16 protein-coding genes are annotated in these 22,515 nt (G+C 29.2%); 10 read left to right on the plus strand and 6 right to left on the minus strand.

Annotation, left to right across the window (positions count from 1 at the left end; all coding sequences use genetic code 11):
• Positions 1-34 precede the first annotated feature (34 nt).
• Complete coding sequence (gene mnmE, locus AC2GW8_RS00625) at positions 35-1,429, minus strand: tRNA uridine-5-carboxymethylaminomethyl(34) synthesis GTPase MnmE (RefSeq protein ID WP_440880867.1); 1,395 nt, start codon at positions 1,427-1,429, stop codon at positions 35-37.
• A 217-nt stretch (positions 1,430-1,646) separates the two neighbouring features.
• On the opposite strand from mnmE, the gene AC2GW8_RS00630 reads away from it, so the two are divergent.
• Entirely contained in the window at positions 1,647-1,982 is a 336-nt protein-coding gene (locus tag AC2GW8_RS00630; protein WP_440880868.1) for a DUF4870 domain-containing protein, read from the plus strand.
• A gap of 115 nt (positions 1,983-2,097) precedes the next feature.
• On the opposite strand, the gene AC2GW8_RS00635 is transcribed toward AC2GW8_RS00630, so the two are convergent.
• From AC2GW8_RS00635 to AC2GW8_RS00645, 3 genes are all read right to left on the minus strand, one after another.
• A complete protein-coding gene (locus tag AC2GW8_RS00635; protein ID WP_440880869.1) occupies positions 2,098-2,688 on the minus strand; it encodes a CAP domain-containing protein in 591 nt (196 codons plus the stop codon).
• 19 nt (positions 2,689-2,707) lie between these two features.
• Positions 2,708-3,145, minus strand: coding sequence for a DUF4268 domain-containing protein (locus tag AC2GW8_RS00640; protein ID WP_440880870.1), 438 nt, complete (start codon positions 3,143-3,145; stop codon positions 2,708-2,710).
• Between the two features lie 91 nt (positions 3,146-3,236).
• Positions 3,237-3,818 (minus strand): MiaE family protein, encoded by a 582-nt coding sequence (locus tag AC2GW8_RS00645; protein WP_440880871.1) that lies wholly within the window; start codon positions 3,816-3,818, stop codon positions 3,237-3,239.
• Positions 3,819-4,187: 369 nt separating this feature from the next.
• Between AC2GW8_RS00645 and AC2GW8_RS00650 the strand changes: the two genes are divergently transcribed.
• The gene (locus AC2GW8_RS00650) at positions 4,188-9,707 is read left to right on the plus strand and encodes an alpha-2-macroglobulin family protein (protein WP_440880872.1); all 5,520 of its coding nucleotides are present in this window, start codon (positions 4,188-4,190) and stop codon (positions 9,705-9,707) included.
• A gap of 117 nt (positions 9,708-9,824) precedes the next feature.
• Here AC2GW8_RS00650 and AC2GW8_RS00655 read toward each other — a convergent pair whose 3' ends face one another.
• Positions 9,825-10,973, minus strand: coding sequence for a phytanoyl-CoA dioxygenase family protein (locus AC2GW8_RS00655; protein WP_440880873.1), 1,149 nt, complete (start codon positions 10,971-10,973; stop codon positions 9,825-9,827).
• Between the two features lie 346 nt (positions 10,974-11,319).
• Here AC2GW8_RS00655 and AC2GW8_RS00660 point away from each other — a divergent pair, with 346 nt between their 5' ends.
• The 5 genes from AC2GW8_RS00660 to AC2GW8_RS00680 all read left to right on the plus strand — a co-directional run bounded on the left by AC2GW8_RS00660 (position 11,320) and on the right by AC2GW8_RS00680 (position 18,404).
• Positions 11,320-12,639 carry a DEAD/DEAH box helicase gene (locus tag AC2GW8_RS00660; protein ID WP_440880874.1) on the plus strand — a complete coding sequence of 440 codons (1,320 nt, stop codon included), beginning with the start codon at positions 11,320-11,322 and terminating at the stop codon, positions 12,637-12,639.
• Positions 12,640-12,780: 141 nt separating this feature from the next.
• Entirely contained in the window at positions 12,781-15,132 is a 2,352-nt protein-coding gene (gene pbpC / locus AC2GW8_RS00665; protein WP_440880875.1) for a penicillin-binding protein 1C, read from the plus strand.
• 40 nt (positions 15,133-15,172) lie between these two features.
• On the plus strand, positions 15,173-16,990 hold the full coding sequence (locus tag AC2GW8_RS00670) for a cation:proton antiporter (protein ID WP_440880876.1): 1,818 nt from the start codon (positions 15,173-15,175) through the stop codon (positions 16,988-16,990).
• A 57-nt stretch (positions 16,991-17,047) separates the two neighbouring features.
• Positions 17,048-17,608: a helix-turn-helix domain-containing protein gene (locus AC2GW8_RS00675; RefSeq protein WP_440880877.1), complete on the plus strand. Its 561-nt coding sequence runs from the start codon at positions 17,048-17,050 to the stop codon at positions 17,606-17,608.
• Positions 17,609-17,687: 79 nt separating this feature from the next.
• Positions 17,688-18,404, plus strand: coding sequence for a heavy-metal-associated domain-containing protein (locus AC2GW8_RS00680; protein ID WP_440880878.1), 717 nt, complete (start codon positions 17,688-17,690; stop codon positions 18,402-18,404).
• Between the two features lie 37 nt (positions 18,405-18,441).
• Here AC2GW8_RS00680 and dnaX read toward each other — a convergent pair whose 3' ends face one another.
• Entirely contained in the window at positions 18,442-20,124 is a 1,683-nt protein-coding gene (gene dnaX / locus AC2GW8_RS00685; protein ID WP_440880879.1) for a DNA polymerase III subunit gamma/tau, read from the minus strand.
• Positions 20,125-20,263: 139 nt separating this feature from the next.
• Between dnaX and AC2GW8_RS00690 the strand changes: the two genes are divergently transcribed.
• The 3 genes from AC2GW8_RS00690 to AC2GW8_RS00700 all read left to right on the plus strand — a co-directional run bounded on the left by AC2GW8_RS00690 (position 20,264) and on the right by AC2GW8_RS00700 (position 22,506).
• Positions 20,264-20,881 (plus strand): alpha-ketoglutarate-dependent dioxygenase AlkB family protein, encoded by a 618-nt coding sequence (locus AC2GW8_RS00690; RefSeq protein WP_440882230.1) that lies wholly within the window; start codon positions 20,264-20,266, stop codon positions 20,879-20,881.
• A gap of 100 nt (positions 20,882-20,981) precedes the next feature.
• Positions 20,982-21,332 carry a hypothetical protein gene (locus AC2GW8_RS00695; protein ID WP_440880880.1) on the plus strand — a complete coding sequence of 117 codons (351 nt, stop codon included), beginning with the start codon at positions 20,982-20,984 and terminating at the stop codon, positions 21,330-21,332.
• Positions 21,319-22,506 (plus strand): sensor histidine kinase, encoded by a 1,188-nt coding sequence (locus AC2GW8_RS00700; RefSeq protein ID WP_440880881.1) that lies wholly within the window; start codon positions 21,319-21,321, stop codon positions 22,504-22,506. Before AC2GW8_RS00695 ends, AC2GW8_RS00700 begins: the two co-directional genes overlap by 14 nt.
• The last annotated feature ends 9 nt before the right edge of the window (positions 22,507-22,515 follow it).

Below are 22,515 nucleotides of genomic sequence, written 5' to 3' on the forward strand. Positions count from 1 at the left end.
AAAAATAAAAAATAACACATGGGTAGAAAGTCATTTACTTCCCAATACAAAAATTCCCAAAAATATGACCTAAAATATCCTTGTCTACATCATATTCTCCAGTAATATTACCTAAATGGCGTAAACATTCACGGATATCAATAGCAAATAAATCCGAAGAAATATCCAGCTCGATTCCATTTCTTACCGATTCAATACTCTCCAAAGCCAGTGTTAGGGCTTCAAAATGACGAGAGTTCGTTACTATGGTTTCATTATTACTTAATGCACCTGTATTTACCATAGAAGTTAGCTCATTTTGTAGCCTATCAATACCAATTTTTTGTTTTGCGGATAATAGCAGAGCATTTGAAATTTGAGTTGCTAATTGGTTTTTCTGTTCAGTACTAATCATATCCATTTTATTAGCAATCGTAAGAAGTCTTTTTTGAGGGAAACGATCTTTTATGTCTTCTATTTCTTGTAAAAAATCAGTTGGATTTTCAATAAATTTTTTAGCATTAATTAAGAAAATAATCAGTTGTGCTTTCGTCGCTTTCTCATAGGTTTTTTGAATACCGATATTCTCCACAACGTCTTCGGTTTCCCTGATTCCTGCCGTATCAATAAAACGAAAAGCAACCCCGTCAATAATTACTTCGTCTTCAATAGCATCTCGAGTTGTGCCTGCAATATCTGAAACAATTGCTTTTTCTTCGTTTAAAAGAGTATTTAAAAGGGTAGATTTACCTACATTTGGTTCTCCTATAATAGCAACAGGAATTCCATTTTTCATAGCATTACCGAAAGCAAAACTTTCAATTAATCTTTTTAAAACAGAGGAAATACTAGTAACCAATTCTTTAAACTTTGTACGATCGGCAAACTCAACATCTTCTCCAGAAAAATCAAGTTCCAATTCAATCAATGCAGCAAAATCAAGTAATTGACCTCTTAATTCTTTTAGCTCGTTGGTAATACCACCACGCATTTGTTGAATTGCTATTTGATGAGATGCTGCAGAATTAGAGGCAATGACATCGGCTACAGCCTCTGCTTGACTTAAATCCATTTTACCGTTTAAAAATGCTCGCATGGTGAACTCTCCATTTTCAGCCATTCTGCAACCATTCTGTAAAAATAATTGAATAATTTCTTGTTGAATAAAACTAGAACCATGACAAGAAATCTCTACAATATTTTCACCTGTATATGAATTAGGGTTTTTAAAAATTGATACTAAAACTTGGTCAATAATTTGATTTTCATTAATAATATGCCCTAAATGAAGTGTATGTGATTTTTGTTTTATCAGAGACTTATTTTTTTTAATGGATTTGAAGAATTTATTGGCTATTGCAATGGCATCTTCTCCCGACAATCGTATTATAGCTATGGCGCCTACACCAGAAGGGGTAGCTAGCGCGATAATGGTATCATTTTGTATCATATTGCAAATATAATGAGTATGCATTATATGAGATTGCAGTGTAAATATTATTTAAAGCTACTATTAACTTTCCTTTAGAAATAAGAAGAAAAATTTAAACTTTAGACCAAAAGATAAGTTAAGCGGTAGTCTTTTATTTGGGAGCTTCACTAATTGAAAAATGTAACAAAAATGAGTTTAATTCGTCAAAATAGTATAACCAACAAAAAAAGATTTTATGAAAATAAATAGACAATTAATAGTCGTAACACATTTAAGTCAATTGTTAGATTTTGTAACAGGAATTGGAGGATTACTAGTTCCATTAATTATCTGGATATTAAAGAAGGATGAAATAGTGAATATGGATGTACACGGACGCTCTATTATTAATTTTAGAATAACCATGTTCTTATATTTGTTAGTTTGCGTTCCTCTGGTAATATTTTTCGGTTTAGGTTTACTAGGAATGCTTGTTATCGGTATTTTTTATTTTATTTATCCCATTATCAACGCAATCAAGGCAAGTAATAACGAAGAGCCAACATATCCATTGAGTATTAAATTTATATGATACTATATTTAAAAGCTATTCAAACCATATGAAAATTTGTGTCATTTTCAGTTTGAATAGCTTTCTTTTTTAGAAGGGTTATTTTTAGTATGTTATATATATAAATGGTAATTAATTATTTTCTTATAAAAATATTCGTGTAGTACCAGTAGCCATTTTGATTTTGTTTCGCTGTTAAATTAAAATGAGTATAGTTACCTTCAATGTTTTTTCTATGCCCTTCGCTTTTAATCCAACCATCAACAACTGCTTTTGCAGATGTATAACCACTGGCAACATTTTCTGCAAAACCAACTGCATTTGCATGTGTTTGTAAATATTTAAAACGATCGCCAGAATTATCATGAGATATTTCCTTTTTTATAATCATATAATCATTGTGCTTATCGGTTTGCGATTTTATAACATCTAAAATCTTTAATTCCGAAAGCCCGATATCTATTCTATGTTGATTAATTAATTTCATTATTTCAATTTCATAACTTGTATTGGAGTTTGAGTTATTACCTGTATCTGTACCAGTGTCTGTATCTGTACCAGTGTCTGTATCTGTATCAGTGTCTGTATCAGTGTCTGTGCTTGAGTCTGTACCTGAGTCTATATTGGTGTCAGGCTCATTTAAGTTAATTTCATTAGAATCAGATGAGCAAGAAATGATAATACTACATAGCATAATTAGTATTAACTTTAGGGGATAAAATTTCATATTTGTTTAGGTTTATAGTTTAAATGACTTGTTTTATAAATTCTTCATATTCGTAAAAAAATAATTCGAACTTTGTCATCTTTTCAACAAAAAATTCGTAACATTCGAGCCAAGTATCCTTATTGTGAATACTAAATTTCTTGTTAAAAGGAACATAAATACGCCTTATTATTTTATGACTTTCTAATTCAAATTGACTATCGTAAATTACCTCAGGGAGGTATTCAGAAATCAATATTTTATTCAATGAAATTAATTGATCATATAATAATTCATTAGCTATTTCATCAGGATGATCAAAATCAAGACAAACCGAAGCTTTTTTTCGATCAGCTTGAAATTTAAACGATAATCCTTTTATTTTAGTATTATACAGTAACCATTTTCTTGGAAAAGATTTTCCAAAACTAGTCCAAAACTCTTTTCTAAGTTTTGTAGAGTCTTCTTTACTAAACATTTATGTTGTGTTGGTGAAAATAATTAAAAAAAAGATTGCTTTTATGATATATAATTATATTGATAAAAATTTAAAAGTTACAGATAGTTAGCTATCCATGAACTTTGGCTATATTACCTCTATTTTTCATCATTCTTGCCTCGAAAGAAAGAAGGTCGTTCCATTTCTTATCTACGATATCTCTTTCCAGATATTTTCTTGCATATCCTAAAAATAATGTATAGTGATTTGCTTCTGATACCATTAAATCAGTATAGAATTTAGACAATTCGTTATCCTTCATATGGGTAGCAAAAACTTTAAAACGCTCACAACTTCTCGCTTCTATAAGAGCAGCGACTAAAAGCCTGTTTACTAAAGCTTCTTGTCTGTTTCCAGTATTAGTAAAGAATTTTTGAAGTTTTAATGCGTAGTCATTTTTTGTTGCTTGGCCTAATACCATCCCTCTTTCAATCATAAGGTTGTGAACCATTCTAAAGTGCTCCATTTCTTCAATGGCAATATCACTCATATCTTTTACTAGTTCAGTTTCCTCCGAATAATTTATAATAATAGAAACGGCATTAGAAGCTGCTTTTTGTTCAGCAAAAGCATGGTCAGTTAGTAATTGTTGCAATCCATTTTTGGCTACCTCTACCCAAGAAGTTTCTGTTTCAAATTTTAATCCAAGCATATTCTGTTGTTCTTGTATATATGACGTCCTCTTTTTACGGGGAAGCCTGATTATAATCTATAAAAACAAAATTATAAAATATCCTTATTTCGAGCTTTATAAATAAACTAAAATTAATTAGTTTTGTTAACTTAGGAAGTTAAACATTTTTTGTATTAAAATAAATTGCATTTAAACACCACTAATAAAATTTTATTTGACTTATTTGATATTTTAAAGTTAGTTATGGTTAAAAAATAGAAAAGTTTTTATATTGTATTCAGGTGACGCATTAGTATAACAAACAAATATATTTTTTATTTAAACTAGGATAATAAAGTTTTTTTGCTTAAAATTTTAATATTTAAAATAAAAAAAATAAATTATTGTATGAAAAAATGCATTCTCATGCCTAGATTCCAGCTATTATTATTAGCCATATTTTCAATTTTTTTTTCAACCTGTAAAAAGGAGTCAAGTAAAGAAAGTAATTTTAATGCTTATAGCCAGTATATAAGTGTTTTTCCTGAAAGATTAATTTCCAGCTCTGAAAATATTCAATATCAATTGAAAAAAATACCAAACACAACTAAAATAAATGCCGATGTAATAAGTGTTCATCCAAATGTAAGAGGAAAAATTAGTTTGAAAGACAATGTACTAATATTTGATCCATTAGAAAGTTTAGAAAATGATAAAGAGTATACAGTAACTTTACATTTAGATAAGCTGTACAATAATGTTCATAAAAATTTAAAAGACTTTATCGTAAAATTTAAGACCAAGAAGTTAGTTTACAATGTTTCATTTGAACCAGTAAAAGTATATAATAAAGATTGGTACTTTGTGGAAGGAATGCTTACAGTAAGTGATTTAATAAATAGCAAAATGCTTTCAGGTTTAATAGAAGCTAATTACAAAGGTAAATCAAAAGACATCAAATTTGAAACTATTGGCGGTTATATTTCAAAAGCTTATTTTAAAATAGATAGTTTGAAAAGGTTTGATGATGATGAGTTATTAAAAGTGTCATGGGATGGAAGTCAGCTAAAGTCTACTACAACAGGTGAAAAGGAGCTTAGTATTACAGGAAAAAATAATTTCAAAGTACTCAATGTAGAAGTAATCAATGGCGATAATCAACATATTGAAATTAGTTTTTCCGATGCTATTGATAAAGAACAAAATTTAGAAGGACTAATTCAATTTATAAATACCCAGAAACGAAAATTTACATATAAAATTAATAAAAATACAATCTATGTATTTCCTTCAACTGAGTTTAAAAATATGGTTGAGATTGAAGTTTTTAAGGGGGTTAAAAACGTTCAAGGTTTTAAATTAAAACAAAATTTTATAAAAAAGGTATACTTTGAACAAATTAAACCTTCGGTAAGTTTTATAAACAGTGGTATAATTCTTCCAGATTCTGATAATCTTAAAATTAATTTTAAAGCAGTTAATTTAAGAGCTGTAGATGCTACGATTTATAAAATTTATGAAGATAATATTTTACAGTTTTTACAAAATAATAATCTCAATAATAACGGAAATATAAGATATGTTGGAAGACCTTTAGCAAAATATACGGTAAATTTAGAAAATAAAGGATTGGATTTAAGTAAAGAAAATGCTTTTGCTTTTAATTTAACAGATTTTATTAAAGTAGATAATGGTGCAATGTATAGAATTGAATTTAGTTATCTAAAAGAATATTCAAATTACAGTTGCAACGGTGATATTAAGAATCATACTATTGTTTTTGGAAAAAAGGAAGTAGACACAAAAAAGTATGATACTAATACTTTTTATTATGATAATTATCAATATGGTGAATATATTTGGAGGGATAGAGATAATCCTTGTACTAGCTCCTATTTTTACAATAAAAAAATTAGCACTAATATTTTGGCAACTAATTTAGGTGCTATTGTCAAAAAAAGTAACAATAATAAAATATTTTTTGCTGTAACTGACATTTTAACTACAAAGCCTGTCTCGAATGCTAAGGTAACCTTGTATAATTTGCAGCAACAACCAATTACAGAATTAGTAACTAATGAAAATGGAATTGTTGAAATTAAAGGCGAATACAAGGCTTTCTTCGCAACCATACAAAAAGAAAATAACACTACTTATATAAAACTTAATGAAGGAAATTCGCTGTCAATGAGTAAGTTTGATGTTTCCGGTGTTAAATTACAAAAAGGGTTAAAAGGATATATTTACGGAGAACGCGGTGTTTGGCGACCAGGAGATCAGTTGTTTTTAACATTTGTTTTAAATGATAAAGAAAACCCTATTCCACAAGGCCACCCTATAACGTTTGAATTGATCAATCCTAGAGGTAAGATTATAGATCGAATTGTGTTACAAAAAAATAATTCTAACCTCTATGCTTACTCACCAAAAACAGAAAAAGAAGCAATTACAGGTATATGGAAAGTAAAGGTTAAAGTAGGAGGAGCTAATTTTTATAAAAATCTTAAAATAGAAACCATAAAACCAAATCGTTTAAAAATAAAAATGAAATTGAACAACGAAATCATTAAATCAAATTCATCTATCACAGGAAACATTAAAGTAAATTGGTTGCATGGTGCCATAGCAAAAAAATTAAAGTTTGATATAACAGGTAAGTTTACTCAGTCAAACACTTCATTTCCGAAATTTACTCAATACAATTTTGATGATATAACAAAAAAATTTAAAACAGAAGAATTTAAAGTTTTAAGGGGTAGCTTGAATAATGATGGGACATCTAGTTTTTCAGTTAAACCTCAATTAGACAATAAGGCTCCTGGAATGTTAAAAGCATCATTTATTTCTAAGGTGTATGAAAATGGAGGAGGGTTTAGCACTGATGTTTTTAGTCAAAAAATATCTCCTTATAAGAGTTATGCAGGTTTATTAGAAGCCAAAGAAAAGCAATCAAGAAATTATTTATATACGGATAAAAATTATACTTTTAATGTTGCCGCAGTAAACGAAAATGGCAATGGGATTTCGAATGATATAGAAGTAAAAATATATAAGCTTACTTGGCGATGGTGGTGGAGTAGTACTGAAAATGGATTATCCAATTATGACGGAACGAGACATCATTTGCCCTTCAAAACATTATCTCTAAAAACCAACAGTTTAGGAAAAGGAACTTTTGATCTAGAAATAGATGAAAGTGATTGGGGACGTTATTTAGTCAAGGTTATAGATAAAAGTAGTAATCATGTAACTTCATCCATAGTATATTTTGATTGGCCTTCATGGTATGGTGATAAAAAAAGAAATCAAGATAAGACAGATGCGACCATGTTAGTGTTTACCTCAGATAAAGAATCATATGAAGTAAATGAAATAGCTAATTTAAAGTTTCCCTCTTCTGAAGCAGGGAGAGCTTTAATTACTATAGAAAATGGGACAGAGGTTTTAGATCATTTTTGGATAGAAACAAAGGCTAAACAAACAGAATTTTCTTTTCCTATTTTAGAAAATTATACACCAAACATATTTGTAAATATATCGTTATTACAAAAACATAATCAAAGTATTAACGACTTACCAATAAGAATGTATGGAGTAATACCTATAATGGTAAATGATCCTTCCAAAAATATAATTCCTCAAATAGAATTACCTAATGAGCTTCGACCCGAAACAACAGCTATAATAAAAGTTTCTGAAAAAGAAGGAAGGTCAATGAATTATACAATCGCTGTTGTTGACGAAGGACTATTAGATTTAACTAGATTTAAAACTCCAAATCCATACAAAACGTTTTATGCTCGACAATCTTTAGGAGTTAAAACTTGGGATGTTTTTGATGATGTTATTGGAGCCTATGGGGGGAAAGTAAATCAAATTTTAAGTATTGGAGGGGATGAGTCTGAAGCGGGAAGTAAAAATAAAAAGGCAAATAGATTTAAGCCAATGATTACTTATTTAGGTCCTTTTAAGTTAGACAAGAAAAGTATTGGTAAGCACGAAATAAAAATACCAAAATATATTGGTTCTGTGCGTGTAATGGTCATAGCGACAGATGCAGATAAGGAAGCTTATGGAAGTGCTGAAAAATCTGTATATGTTCGTAAACCATTAATGGTACTGGCGTCTTTACCACGAAAAATAACACCCCAAGAGACGGTAACGTTACCTGTTACGATTTTTGCAATGAAGCCCAGTATTAAAAATGTTAAAGTAAAAGTTTTACCTAATGAATCGTATTCTATAATTGGTAATAATTCTGAATTAATATCATTCAATGAGCCAGATGAAAAGATGGCTTATTTTACTCTTAAAGTAAATGATTTTAAGGGAGTAGGGAAAGTCCAAGTAGAGGCAACTTCAGGGAAAGAAAAGGCTAATTATGAGGTTGAAATAGATGTATTAAACCCCAATCCAGTTACTACAGAGGTTAAAGATTTTGTTTTAAAAGATAGAGAAGAAAAAGAAATTATACTAAACTCTTTTGGAACAACAGACACGAATACAATAACGATTGAATTGTCAAGTTTACCGCCAATTAATTTTACAGAACGATTAGATTATTTGATTAAATATCCACACGGATGCGTTGAACAGATAACATCTAGTGCTTTTCCTCAATTATATTTTTCAGATATTTTTGATTTATCATTAGATAAAAAAGAGAAAATAGAAAGGAATGTAAAAGCAGCAATTCAAAAATTATCTAATTTTCAATTGCTGAATGGAGGTTTTTCTTATTGGAAGGGAAATAAAAGGGCGGATTACTGGGCAACTTCTTATGTAGGGCATTTTTTGATTGAAGCAGCTAAAAAGGGGTATGTTTTACCGATAGGGTTTAAAAATAAATGGATTCATTTTCAAAAAGAACAATCTCGAAAATGGAGAAATAATAAAGATTATGCTAATGATGATCTGAGCCAAGCTTATCGCTTATATACACTAAGTTTAGCTAATAGCCCAGATTTAGCTTCAATGAATCGATTAAAAGAAGCTAATGACATCTCAAACGAAGCAAAGCTTCGTTTGGCAACTTCCTATGCTTTAATAGGTAAACATTCTATTGCGAGTTCAATAATCACAAAAAATTCAAAAGAAAAACCTAACCAGAATTTCTATAAAAATTATGGTTCTAAAATTAGAAATGAAGCAATGGCTTTAGAAACATATATGTTGCTGGGAGATGGTTTTCAAGAAGGTAAACTAGTCAAAAAAATAGCAAAAGCTTTGTCGAGCGATATTTGGATGAGTACTCAAACTACAGCTTACAGTTTGTTTGTAATAAGCAATTATATATTAAAAAATAAAGGAAATCAAGGAGGTATTGTTGTTAATTATAGTTTAAATGGAGTTTCAGAAGAAGTAAATACAAGCAAGTCTTTATTTAATAAAGAAATAGCGATTGAGAGAAAAAAGAATACTATAAGCATTATAAATAAAGGAGAAAATACATTGTATGTTAGAGTTTTAAATAAGGGGGTTTTACCTGTTGGAGAAGAAAAGGCATTTAAAAGAAATTTAAAAATGGACATCTCATATAGAACGAAAAATGGTGAGAGAATTAATCCTGAAGAAATATCCCGGGGAACTAATTTTGTGGCTGAGTTAACTGTTAAAAATGAAACTAATTTTAATATTAATAATATTGCATTAACACAATATATTCCTTCTGGATGGGAAATTATAAACACTAGGTTTACAGATTTCGGAAATCATACAGTTTCTTCAAAAGTAAATTTTACAGATATAAGAGATGCAAGAGTAAGCCATTATTTTTCGTTAAAAGAATTTGAAATAAAGACTTTCAGAGTGTTATTAAACGCATCTTATTTGGGTAATTATTATTTGCCAGGAGCGCAGATAGAGGCGATGTATGATAATGATTTTACAACGAGAGTTAAAGGAAAATGGGTAAAAGTAATTAAGTAGATAACAGGTAGAATAATCTAATTAAAAAGGATTAACAATACCCCTAATTTTTTTAAAAATAAAAAAATTAGGGGTATTGTTTAACGATGTACTTTGCAAAGTAATCTTTGATAAAGATTATAATCTATTGTATTTAAAAGTATCTTTTCCTTTTAATAAAATTGCTTTCCATTGATCAAGACTTACATTCTTAACTTTATGATAGGTTATTTGATGTCCCTCTTCTAACATAGACTTTGTATAAAATCGAGTATTAGTTCTACCTACTCTTGAGTTAATAGCCCATCTTGATTTCTCGGTAGAGTTTGGAACAGAGCCATGAATAACTCTTTCTGTAAATAAAAAGAATTGTCCTGCTTTTGCTTCGATAAGATGTTCTTTTGAGTTTTCAAAAGGGAAGTCTATTGTTCCTTTATCATATCGATATAATTCGTTTGTTTTTGAAGTTTCTCTCTCAACAATTAAAGGGTATATTTTTTTATGACTTCCTGGAATTACACGCATACAGCCTCTAACTTTATTTGCATCTGTTAAGGCAATCCAGCAAGTTAATTGGAATAACTCTTCGTTATTGGGTGGGTTAACCACTGACTCTCTCATATTATGTAATAACCAATTACTTGATTGATGCCATGGAGTACCTGGTGATTTTCCTGGTACTTCAAAACAATCAGTTCTCCATAAAAGTAAATCTTCTCCAAGTAATTGAGCACAACGATCTACAATTTCTGGTTTTTTAAAAATATTGAGTAATTCTTTTGAGTCGAAATGCCTATTTGTTTTGTTTACATGTGAAAGTATCTTTTTTTTATACTCTTCTGTAAGTTCTTCTTTTTCGCTATCAGGGAAAAGTTCGTCTGCTAGCCCTGAGCTATCTTCAAATTCATACTTCCAAGTTTTTGACTCGTTATTTAAAATGGTATTGGTTAAATGTGATTTCAGTTTTTCAGCTTCATCTGATGAAATTAAATCAAAAGGTCCCACATAACCATTTTCATAAAAGAATTTAATATCTTTTTCACTCAGAGAAAATGATGAATTGGTAGTTGTTTTAGGGGTAAATGACGAAGGCATTTTCATTTCAGAATAATAATCGTTATATATTCTTGTTCCACCTGTTTTAAAAGCTTTCCAAAACATATGGAAATTCCATCCTATAGGTAATTTATTTTTTAATTTCTTTGGCAAAAGTGGGTGTAAAACTTTTGCTTTTCCTACGATGTAGTAATACCCTATTTTAGCTGAGAATTTAAATTTTTTGTTCATTTTAATAAAGTTTGATTTGCTTATCAAATATGTAATTTTTTAGCTACAAATCAAATGCGATAAGTGTTATTTAATAGGATATAAATTATTAAATGTTTAATAGAACTGATTATCAAATATCAACTAAAGAAAGAAAAATGTAAATCATAACAGGTTTAATTATTTAATTCTTTAAATCGAAAAGTTATGAAGGAGAAAAGGAGTGATTTTAAGTGTTTGTTTACTAGATTTTAAAAAGTGAAGAATGATTACTTAAATTGTTTTAACTATTTAAATTAATATTATTTAATTGATTAAACCGGCTTCAATACCATCTATCTTTGCAAAACTAAATTAGTTCAAAGATATGACAGGAAACTTAAAGAAAACTCAAAAAGATATTTTAGTAAAGTTAAATATCGATGAATTAAATAAAATGCAGAAAGAGGCTACTTCTGTAATTGATAGCACTAACAATACTATAGTATTATCACCAACGGGAACTGGTAAGACGATAAGTTTTTTACTTCCAGTTTTAAAAATGATTGATGTAAACAAGAAAGAAGTTCAGGTACTCATCTTAGTACCATCAAGAGAGTTAGCTATTCAAATTGAACAAGTGGTTCGTGAAATGGGAGCTGGCGTAAAGGTTAATGCAGTATACGGAGGTAGGGCCATGGCAAAAGATAAAGAAGATTTGAAACATATGCCAAGTATTTTAATAGGTACTCCTGGTAGAATTTCTGATCATTTTATGAATAATCGGTTCAATAAGAGTTATTTAAAAGCTTTAGTACTTGATGAGTTTGATAAATCGCTTGAAGTTGGTTTCGAAAGTGAAATGAAAGATATAATTAGAGAAATACCTACTTCGATAAAAAAAGTTTTAACCTCAGCTACGCAGGAAATTGAAATACCTGAATTTGTAGGACTGAAAGATCCGATAATATTAAATTATTTAACAGGTAAAATAAATGAAAGATTAGTACTTAAACAGGTACTATGGTCTTTTAATAATAAGGAGAAAAAGTTAGTAGAACTATTGCAACATATTGGTAACGACTGCCAAGGTATCATATTTGTTAATTTAAGAGACAGTATAGAAAAAGTAAGTAATTTTCTTACCAAAAAATCCATTTCGCATAGTTGTTTTTCAGGAGGAATGGAACAAAGAGATAGGGAAAGATCGTTGATAAAATTTAGAAATGGTACTAGTCGAATTTTATTAGCCACTGATCTAGCAGCAAGAGGGATTGATATCCCTGAAATAAAGTACATAATCCATTATGAATTGCCATTTCGTATTGAAGAGTTTACCCATAGAAATGGTAGGACAGCGAGAGTTAATAAAGAGGGGACAGCATACGTTTTTAAGTCGGAAGTGAAAGAGTTACCTGAATTTATAAAGGGTATTTCAAATGCTGATATATCTCAGAAAAGAATAACTTTAGAATCAGACTGGGAAACGATTTTTATATCTGGCGGAAGAAAGGATAAAATATCTAAGGGAGATATTGCAGGTTTGCTATTTAAGAAAGGAAATTTAAAAAGAGATGAAGTTGGAATTATCGAGTTGAAGCAAGATTGTGCTTTTGTAGCAGTTCCCGTGAAGGAGGCAAAAAAACTAGTATCAAAATTGAATAATATTAAATTAAAAAATAGAAAAATTCGTGTATACATTATATAATGATTTGTATAGATGGAGTTTTCAAAAAATATAAACTTTTTTGAGAAAGGTAAACTCAATATTTATGGTTATTTAAATTAGTTTAATTAGGGATAAAGAAGGTCACTTTTTTATTATTTATTTTTGTTAAAATTTAAATACGTGAAAAGAATAAAAACCTATCTGAAAAGCAATAAAATAAAAAGTATCTTATTCTTTGCTTTTTTGGTATCATATTATTTTTGTTTGCCCAAGAACTTGTTTTTTTTACCAACTTCAACAGTTGTTACTTCAAGTAATGGAGATTTATTAGGAGCAATTATAGCAGATGATGGACAGTGGCGTTTTCCTGATTTAGATTCTGTTCCTTTCAAGTTTAAACAATGTATTCTGGAGTTTGAAGATGGTTATTTTTACCATCATATGGGGTTTAATCCTATTTCCATAGCTAAGGCAATAAAACAAAATTATCAGGCAAATAAAATTGTAAGGGGAGGAAGTACAATAACGCAACAAGTTATTAGACTTTCCAGAGGAATTCAAAAAAGATCGTATTATGAAAAACTAATAGAGTTAGTTTTAGCAACGAGGTTAGAACTTATGTACTCAAAAAATAAAATATTAAATCTTTATGCCTCAAACGCACCTTTTGGAGGAAATATAGTTGGTCTAGAAATGGCTGCATGGAAATATTTTGGTTTACCTCCGCATCAATTATCATGGGCTGAAAGCGCTATGTTAGCTGTTTTACCTAATGCCCCATCTTTAATTTATCCAGGTAAGAATCAGGAAAAATTGAGATTAAAACGGAATAGACTTTTAAAAAAAATGATGGCTAAAAAGATTATTGATTTTGAAACCTATGAATTAGCAATTGAAGAAGAATTACCGGACAAGCCCTATCCTGTGCCAACAATAGCTAACCATTTCATTCAAGAAATTGCAAAGGTAAAGAAAGGTCAAAAAGTAAAAAGTTCAATAGATATTCAACTTCAAAAACAGGTTAACTTTCTTTCAAAACAGCATTATTTAAAAATGAAACAGAATGAAGTTTATAATTTAGCTGTTTTGGTAATTGATGTAAAAACACGAAAAGTAATATCATACATAGGAAACTCTCCAACAGATAAAAAACATCAAAAAGATGTAAACAATATAATTGCTCCGAGAAGTACAGGAAGTACTTTAAAACCATTTTTATTTGCCCACATGCTCCAAGAAGGAGAATTATTACCAACCCAGCTAGTACCTGATATTCCTACAGAAATAGCAGGTTATACACCTAAAAATTTTGATTTATCTTATGATGGTCTTGTACCTGCAAATGAAGCGCTTACTAGGTCATTAAATATTCCTGCTGTTAGAATGCTTAAGTCCTATGGTTTGGAAAAATTTAGACATGATATTAATGCTTATCATATTAAGCATATCAATAAATCGTCAGAGTATTATGGTTTGTCATTGATATTAGGGGGGGCAGAAGCAAGTCTTTGGGATTTATGTAAGACATTTGCGGGGTATTCTAGTATTGTGAATCATTATGAAGAATCATCAAATAAGTATTATTCAGATGAATTTATCCAGCCAATTATACTAGATAATGAAAAAACTGATTTTGGCATACGTAAAGAAGAGTATACCACAATTGATGCGGGTACAGCATACATTACTCTCAATACGCTAACTGAGGTTAATAGGCCTCTTACTGATCAAGCTTGGAAATATTATGATTCATCTCAAAAAATAGCTTGGAAAACAGGTACAAGTTTTGGAAATAAAGATGCGTGGGCAATAGGCACAACACCTAAATATGTAGTAGGTGTTTGGGTTGGTAACTCAGATGGTGAAGGAAGAGCAGATTTGACTGGTGTTGGCAGTGCAGCTCCGTTAATGTTTAATGTATTTGATGTATTACCAAAATCGAACTGGTTTTCTAAGCCATATGAAAGCTTATTCGAGGAGAATATTTGTATTAAAAGTGGTTATTTGGCATTACCTATTTGTCCTTCAGAGAAAAAAATGATTTCTAAAAACGGTAAAAGAGCAAATTCGTGCCCATATCATTTAGAAATAACAGTTGAAGATTCAGGTAAATATAGAGTTCATGGTAATTGCGAGGCGATATCAAATATTAAAACAATAAAATGGTTTGCGCTACCACCGCTTATGGCAAATTATTACAAGCAAAAAAATATCGACTATAAACCATTACCAAATTTTAGGACTGATTGTTTAATACAAGAAAATAATTCAATAGAATTTCTTTTTCCAACAAAATATAAGTCGGTCTTTTCATTAACCAAAAATAACGAAGGAAAGTTAGGTTCTCTTGTTTTAAAACTTACTCATCAAAATCCAAATGTAAGAGTTTATTGGTATATTGACGATAAATATATAGGCTATACAGAAGACTATCATGAAAAAGAAGTAAAACCAAAGTCGGGGTCTCACGTAATAAAAGCAATTGATAATTTTGGTAACGAGCAAAAAAGAATTATTATTATTAAAAATTAAAACTTAAAAACTGTATTTTTAAAAAATTTAAAAAATTTTTATGTTAGAGTTAGCAGGAATTATCATTTTGGGAATATTAGCCCAATGGGTTGCTTGGAAGTTTAAAATACCAGCAATATTACCTTTAATCCTTATAGGTTTATTTGTTGGACCTATCGCCGCTGGTTTTTTTAGTGATGACGGTAATAAATGGATTGAACCAATATGGAATGGTACTAAAGGTCTTTTTCCGGGAGAAGGTTTATTTTATTTTGTGTCTTTAGCGATAAGTATAATTCTTTTTGAAGGAGGCTTAACGCTCAGAAAAAGTGAAATAGCAAATGTTGGTCCTGTAATAACAAAGTTAATAACTATTGGGGCAGCAGTTACGTTTATTGTTTCAGCTGTAGCAGCTAGATACCTTTTTGAGTTACCATGGGAAATAGCAATGCTTTTTTCTTCCCTTATAATTGTTACTGGACCCACTGTTATTTCACCAATACTAAGAAATATACCTTTGAAAAAAGATGTTGCAGCTGTTTTAAAATGGGAAGGAATTTTAATAGACCCCATTGGCGCTCTAGCAGCTGTACTGATGTTTGAGTTTATTAGTGCTGGTGGAGGAAGTGGTTTTACTAAAACAGCTTTAATGGAATTCGGTAAGATCGTTTTATTTGGCACTACTTTTGGTTTTACGTTTGCTCATGGTTTAATTTTCATTGTGAATAAAAAATTAGTACCTCATTATTTATTAAATGTTGTTTCTCTATCCATGGTATTGTTTGTATTCGTTCTCTCTGATTTATTAGCACATGAATCAGGTTTATTGTCAGTAGTTGTAATGGGAATGGTAATTGCAAATAGTAATTTGAAAAGCTTTGATGAACTGCTTTATTTCAAAGAGTCCCTTTCTGTACTATTGATTTCAATACTTTTCATACTTTTAGCTGCTAATATGAATATTAGTGAATTATTACTTGTTTTCAATTGGAATGCAGCTCTCTTGTTCGCAGCAATTGTTTTCGTGATAAGACCTTTAGCAGTATTCTTGAGTACATATAAATCAACACTAAAACTTAATGAGAAATTATTTATAAGTTGGGTAGGACCAAGAGGAATTGTAGCAGCAGGAATTGCTTCATTATTTGGTTCTACGTTAATGAAAGAGGGAATTGAAGGAGCTGAGTACATTACTCCTTTAGTATTTATGATTGTGTTAGGAACAGTGCTATTAAATGCAACTACAGCAAGAATGTTTGCAAAAGTTATTGGAGTATTTTTAAAAAGTTCGGAAGCAATTGTAATGATAGGGGCTTCGGATGCAGCAAGAGTAATTGCAAAATATTTAATGAATAATGGAAGAAGGGTTGTATTATTGGATCAAAATAAAAGCTATATCGAAGATTCTAGAGAGTTAGGTATTGAAGCATTTGACATTGATATATACACAGAAACACTTGATGATTCTGCCGAATTAAATGATGTTGGTTATTTAATAGCCATGACAGGAAGTGATGAAGTAAATAAGTATGCCATAACTCAATTTTCTGGTATTTATGGGGAACGTGGAACGTATAGACTTGCGACTTTGAATGAAGTAAAATCAAATATTCCTGAAAATGGTGATATGATTTTTACACCAAAACACGATTTTATCAATTTAAATGAAAGTGCAAGGGATTATCCAGAAATGAATGAAGTAAAGGTGAAATCTCCAGAAGATTTTGAGAAAAAATTGAATTTGCTTTATGAAGAGGAAAAATCAGTGCCTTTATTTGTTAAAAATAATGGAAATATTGAAATTATTCCAGAAATAATTTCTTCGTCTATTAATGGAAACCATAGTATTGTATATCTTGGAAGAAAAATTAAATTTTAATTATTTTTTAGGTAATGATTTTATGTTAAACTAAAAACGGTTGATTCAGGATAAGAGATGATCATTATTATTAAAAATATGGTTTGTAGTCGCTGTAAAATGGTTGTTAATTCAATTTTTATAGAAATAGGATTACATCCTAAAAAAGTTATTTTAGGTGAAGTTGAGATAAAAGAAAAGGATATTAGTTCTGTCAGAAAAAGGTTAGAGGAAAGGCTAAATTATTTTGGTTTCGAGATTTTAACTGATTCCAAAGAAATGATTGTTGAGAAAGTTAAAATTACCATTATTGATTTAGTTCAAAATCAAAATAGTAATCTTAACGTAAAATTATCTGAATATCTTAAACAAGAAATTCATAAAGATTATAGTACTTTGAGCAATATATTTTCTGAATTTGAAAAGATTACAATTGAAAAGTATTTTATTTTGCAAAAAGTTGAAAAAGTAAAAGAATTATTAGGTTATAATGAGTTTACTTTGAGTGAAATAGCGTTGCAGCTCAATTATTCATCTGTAGCTTATTTAAGTAATCAATTCAAAAAAGTAACGGGGCTAAGTCCAAGTCAGTTCAAAAAAACGAAATTTATCAAGCGAAAATCCATCGAAACCTTATAAATCTTACAAATTATATCCAAAATTATACAAGCAATTGAAGTCAGAAAAGAAGTAATTTTATTTATTAATTGATAATAATATGACTCAGAACTATAACTTAAAGGGAATGACTTGTGGAAGCTGTGAAGCTAAAGTTAAGACCTCTCTTTTTTCTTTAAATGGTATTACGTCGGTTGTGATTTCAAAAGAAAACGGTACAGCAATTATAGGAATGGATAGAAATATTCCTACAGCTGATTTGCAAAGTGTTTTAAATAGTAAATATAAAATATCTGATAAATCAGAAAGTATATCAAATGATAAAAGTAATTCTTTTTTTCAGACATATAAACCAGTTTTATTAATCTTTTTGTACATATTTTGCTCTACAGGCTTAATTGAAATTATATCTGATAATTTAAGAGTAGACAGGTGGATGAGGCATTTTATGGCTTGTTTCTTTTTAATTTTTTCATTTTTCAAGCTGTTAAATTTAAAGGGTTTTAAAGAGAGCTATGCTATGTATGATATCGTAGCTAAGAAATTTCCCAATTGGGGATATATTTATGCATTTATCGAATTAATAATTGGAATAGCATTTTTAATAAATTTTAATATACTTATAACGAGTAGTATTACTTTTTTAGTGATGTCTATTAGTATTGTAGGAGTATTACAAACTGTTTTAGATAAAAAGACAATAAAATGTGCTTGTTTAGGAAATGTTTTTAATTTACCAATGAGTACAGTAACGATTGTTGAAGATGGAATGATGATTATAATGAGTGCGGTAATGTTGATGAATGAATTATTTTAAAATAACAATATTTATAGTTATAACTGAGAAAAATCTTCTAAAGATCCAAACCAAAAGCCGTTTTGAACTTTTCTAAAAGAGGGTTTTTTTCTTTTAATTTCGCGAACTTTTCTTGTGGAGTATAAGCAAACTTTTTTTCTACAGTTTCATTCAAATTTATAATAATCTGAATGCCATAGTTGTTTAATTTTTCCCTCAAAAAACGTAATAATTTAGGTTTTCCTTTGTTTAATTGATTAAACATTAATTCATTAGGTACTGAAATTCCGATTTGATAATTTTCGTATAATTTAGGCTCATCTGACGCGATGATAGAAGCCATACTTCTCTCACCAATATCCTGTAGATTAAAATAGTATTTTTTCCAAGCATCTTTCAGTTGTTTATGAGTAAAATTTGTTCGAGGATGATTATCATAGTTCTCTTCTTCATCAACTTTTTTATATTCTTTTTTTTGACTAAGACTTTTGAACGAAAGAGCAGAAGTTCTTCTTTTTACATCTTTTAATAAAGGTTTTGAATCTTTTACTTTTAAAACTTCATTTACTTCTTGTTTAGATTGCTTTAGAATCTTTTTATTTTGTTTGGTGACTTTTGGTGTTAAAGTTGTAAAAAACGTAGCTGGTATTATGTAGTTCCTAGATTTTTTTTTTGCTCCATCGAATGTGATAGAGGCAATTTGCATTAAGGTCAGTTCAACAAGCAATCGCTGATTTTTACTAGTTTTATATTTTAGATCACAATCATTAGCTTTGTCTATAGCTTGTAATAAAAAATCCATTGTAGCTTTTATGGCTTGCTCTTGGTATTTTTTCTTAGCGGAATCACCAACCTCTAATAATGAAATTGTAGAGGAATCTTTTGAAACAAGTAAATCTCTAAAATGTGAAGCTAAACCACTTATAAAATGATTTCCTTCAAAACCTTTCGACAGAACATTATTATAAGCTATCAAAATTTCAGGAATTTTGTTTTCTATAAGCAAATCGGTTAATGAAAAATAGATGTCATAATCTAAAACATTAAGGTTTTGATTGACAGCTCCTCTCGTTAAGTTATTTCCAGAAAAGCTTACTACTCTATCAAATATAGACAAAGCATCACGCATTGCTCCATCTGCTTTTTGAGCAATTATATGAAGTGCATCATCCTCAGCGTTAATATTCTCCTTAGAACAAATAGTTTTTAAATATTCTTTAGCGTCAAAAACACTAATTCTTTTAAAATCAAATATCTGACATCTTGATAAAATTGTAGGTATAATTTTGTGTTTTTCTGTAGTAGCTAAAATGAAAATAGCATGAGCAGGAGGTTCTTCAAGTGTTTTTAGGAAAGCGTTAAAAGCAGCTTGAGATAGCATGTGAACTTCATCAATAATATAAACCTTATATTTTCCTGTTTGTGGAGGAATTCTAACTTGGTCAGTTAAGTTTCTGATATCGTCTACTGAATTATTCGATGCTGCGTCTAATTCAAAAATATTAAAAGCGAAATCCTCATCATCTTCATTACTTTGAGACGCTTCTTCATTAATTCTTTTAGCAAGAATTCTAGCACAAGAAGTTTTCCCAACACCCCTTGGCCCTGTGAACAATAAAGCTTGGGCTAAATGATTATTCTTAATGGCATTTTCTAGTGTATTTGTAATCGCTTGTTGACCTACTACATCTGTAAAGGTTTGAGGGCGATACTTTCTTGCTGATACTATAAAATGTTCCATTAAGCCTTGAATTAAACAAGAGCAAAAATAGAAAACCGAATGCCAAGAAACAAATAAAACTTTTTTGTTGCAGCATTTAGCTATGGGAAAAATAACAAGCAAAAACCTTAAATTTGTTAATATTAATTTAGCTAAAAAAATGGATCTTTTTTCTCAATTTAATGATATTTCTGACAATTTATTACCAGAAGATGGTAGGGTCTTCTATCATGGTATGATTCTAGAAAAAGAAGAGACTAAAACGTATTTTGAAAGGCTAATGAAAAATATTGAATGGATAAATGACGAGGTTTTAATTTTTGGAAGACGAATTGTAACTAAAAGAAAAGTAGCTTGGTATGCTGAAAAGCCTTTTAAATATTCTTATTCAAATATGACAAAAGTAGCAACACTTTTTACTGAAGATTTATTGGAATTAAAAGAACTGGTAGAAGAAAAGACGAAAGAAACATATAATTCATGTTTGTTAAATTTATATCATAGTGGATCTGAAGGTATGGGATGGCACTCAGATGATGAAAAAGACTTAAAACAGTTTGGAACTATTGCATCTTTGTCATTAGGAGCAGAGCGTAAATTTGTTTTTAAGCATAAAAAAAATAAAAATACAGTTTCTCTAAATCTACAAAATGGGTCACTTCTTGTAATGAAAGGAAGTACACAAAAAAATTGGTTGCATAGTTTACCATCTACAAAAAAAGTACAACAACCAAGAATAAATTTAACATTTAGGACAATTGATGAGGAAAGGTTTTAAAAGGAGTTTTTTTAGTTGTTGATAAAACAAACGTCACTGTTTTTTTTAAAATAATTGAAATTTTATTGTAAATTTGATCAAACTAAAAAGCCAAACTATTATGAAAATTGCAAACAATAAACGAAAACTTAAGAGGGGGTTTGTTTGTAAGATTAATTACAATAAAAAAGAAATTTTTTCTAAAAAATTATTAACGGGATGGGAGAAAAAATACAATTATTTTTTCAATGTTGAAGCACCCCTAAATAAATTTAACCTTATTTTTCCGTGTAAAAATACGTTCGAATATTTAGTAGAAAAAGGGAGACAAAATGACTTCCTCAATACAGAACCCTCACTTTATGCAATTATTGATTCTATTACTACAGACATTTTAAATAATCAAAATACAAATAGAAGTTCAAAAATTGATTTAGGAACGGCTATTCTATTTTCCAATGCAGCTAATTAGAAAACTACTTAGTTTATTTTTTTTAGTTTATTTTTCTACCTATTCTAGTGGAGCGACAAATTTTTTAAAGTATGTAAATGAAATTGAAGAATTTCCTCATATTAAAATAAATGATCGTTTTATAAATTTAATAGATTTAGAAATTCCTCGTTTAGAGTTTATTTCAATTGGTGTAGTTAAATCAATAACACAGGTTCCATCTAGTATTGAAGGGGGTATACTAAAAGAAAAAGAAATAAAATACAGAAAAGATAGATTTATTAGCAATGGTTTATTCGAAGTTACTAATAATTTAAATTCTTTTAATGTTGTTCACGAGCTTTCACCTCAAGAAAAAGAATTAAAAAGACAAAAAAATATACAAAAAATATTACTTTTAGGAGCTGCTGTGTTGATTGTTTTTATAGGAGTTCTATGGAATTTATATCACAAACTAAAAAAAAAGAACCAATTAATTACGTTACAGAAAGAAGATTTAAAAATAGCAAATAATACGAAAGATTATTTATTTGCTGTAGTTTCTCATGATTTAAGATCTCCGATGAATGCTATTAAAAAGCAACATTTAATTCTAAAATCTTGTATTGAATCAAATGATTTAGCTGGAATTAAACAAGCGAATGACAAGGCGATCTTTGTAACGGATAGTACAAGCCACTTATTAAATAATATACTCCATTGGTCTTTAGAACAAAGTAATCAATTGATGTTTAGTGCTAAAGAATATTCTTTAAAACCACTTATTAAACACGTATTGCATGATTATTTAGTTTTCATAGAAATGAGGCAAGTTAAAATTGTAACCGAATTAGATAATGTTTTGGTTTACATAGATAAGGAATCTATCAAAATAGTTTTAAGAAACCTATTAGATAACTCTCTTAAATATATATTGAATAAAGGCGAAATTAAAATAAGGGCTGGGGTTTTTACTGATGATAAAGTAAAAATAGAAATTAAAGATACAGGTCAAGGTATTTTGCCTCAAAAATTAGAGAAAATAAACGCATTAAAAGATCTTAGTATTGAAAAAATTAATCGGTCAAAAGGAGTCGGACTAGGAATTTTATTATGTCAAACTTTAATAAAGAAAAATAAAGGAAGCATTAATTTTGAAAGCGAGTTAAATAAAGGTACTAAAATAACTATTTTATTGCCAAAAGCAGTAGGATAGGAGGATTTA

The sequence above is a fragment of the Tenacibaculum profundi genome (genome assembly GCF_057162725.1).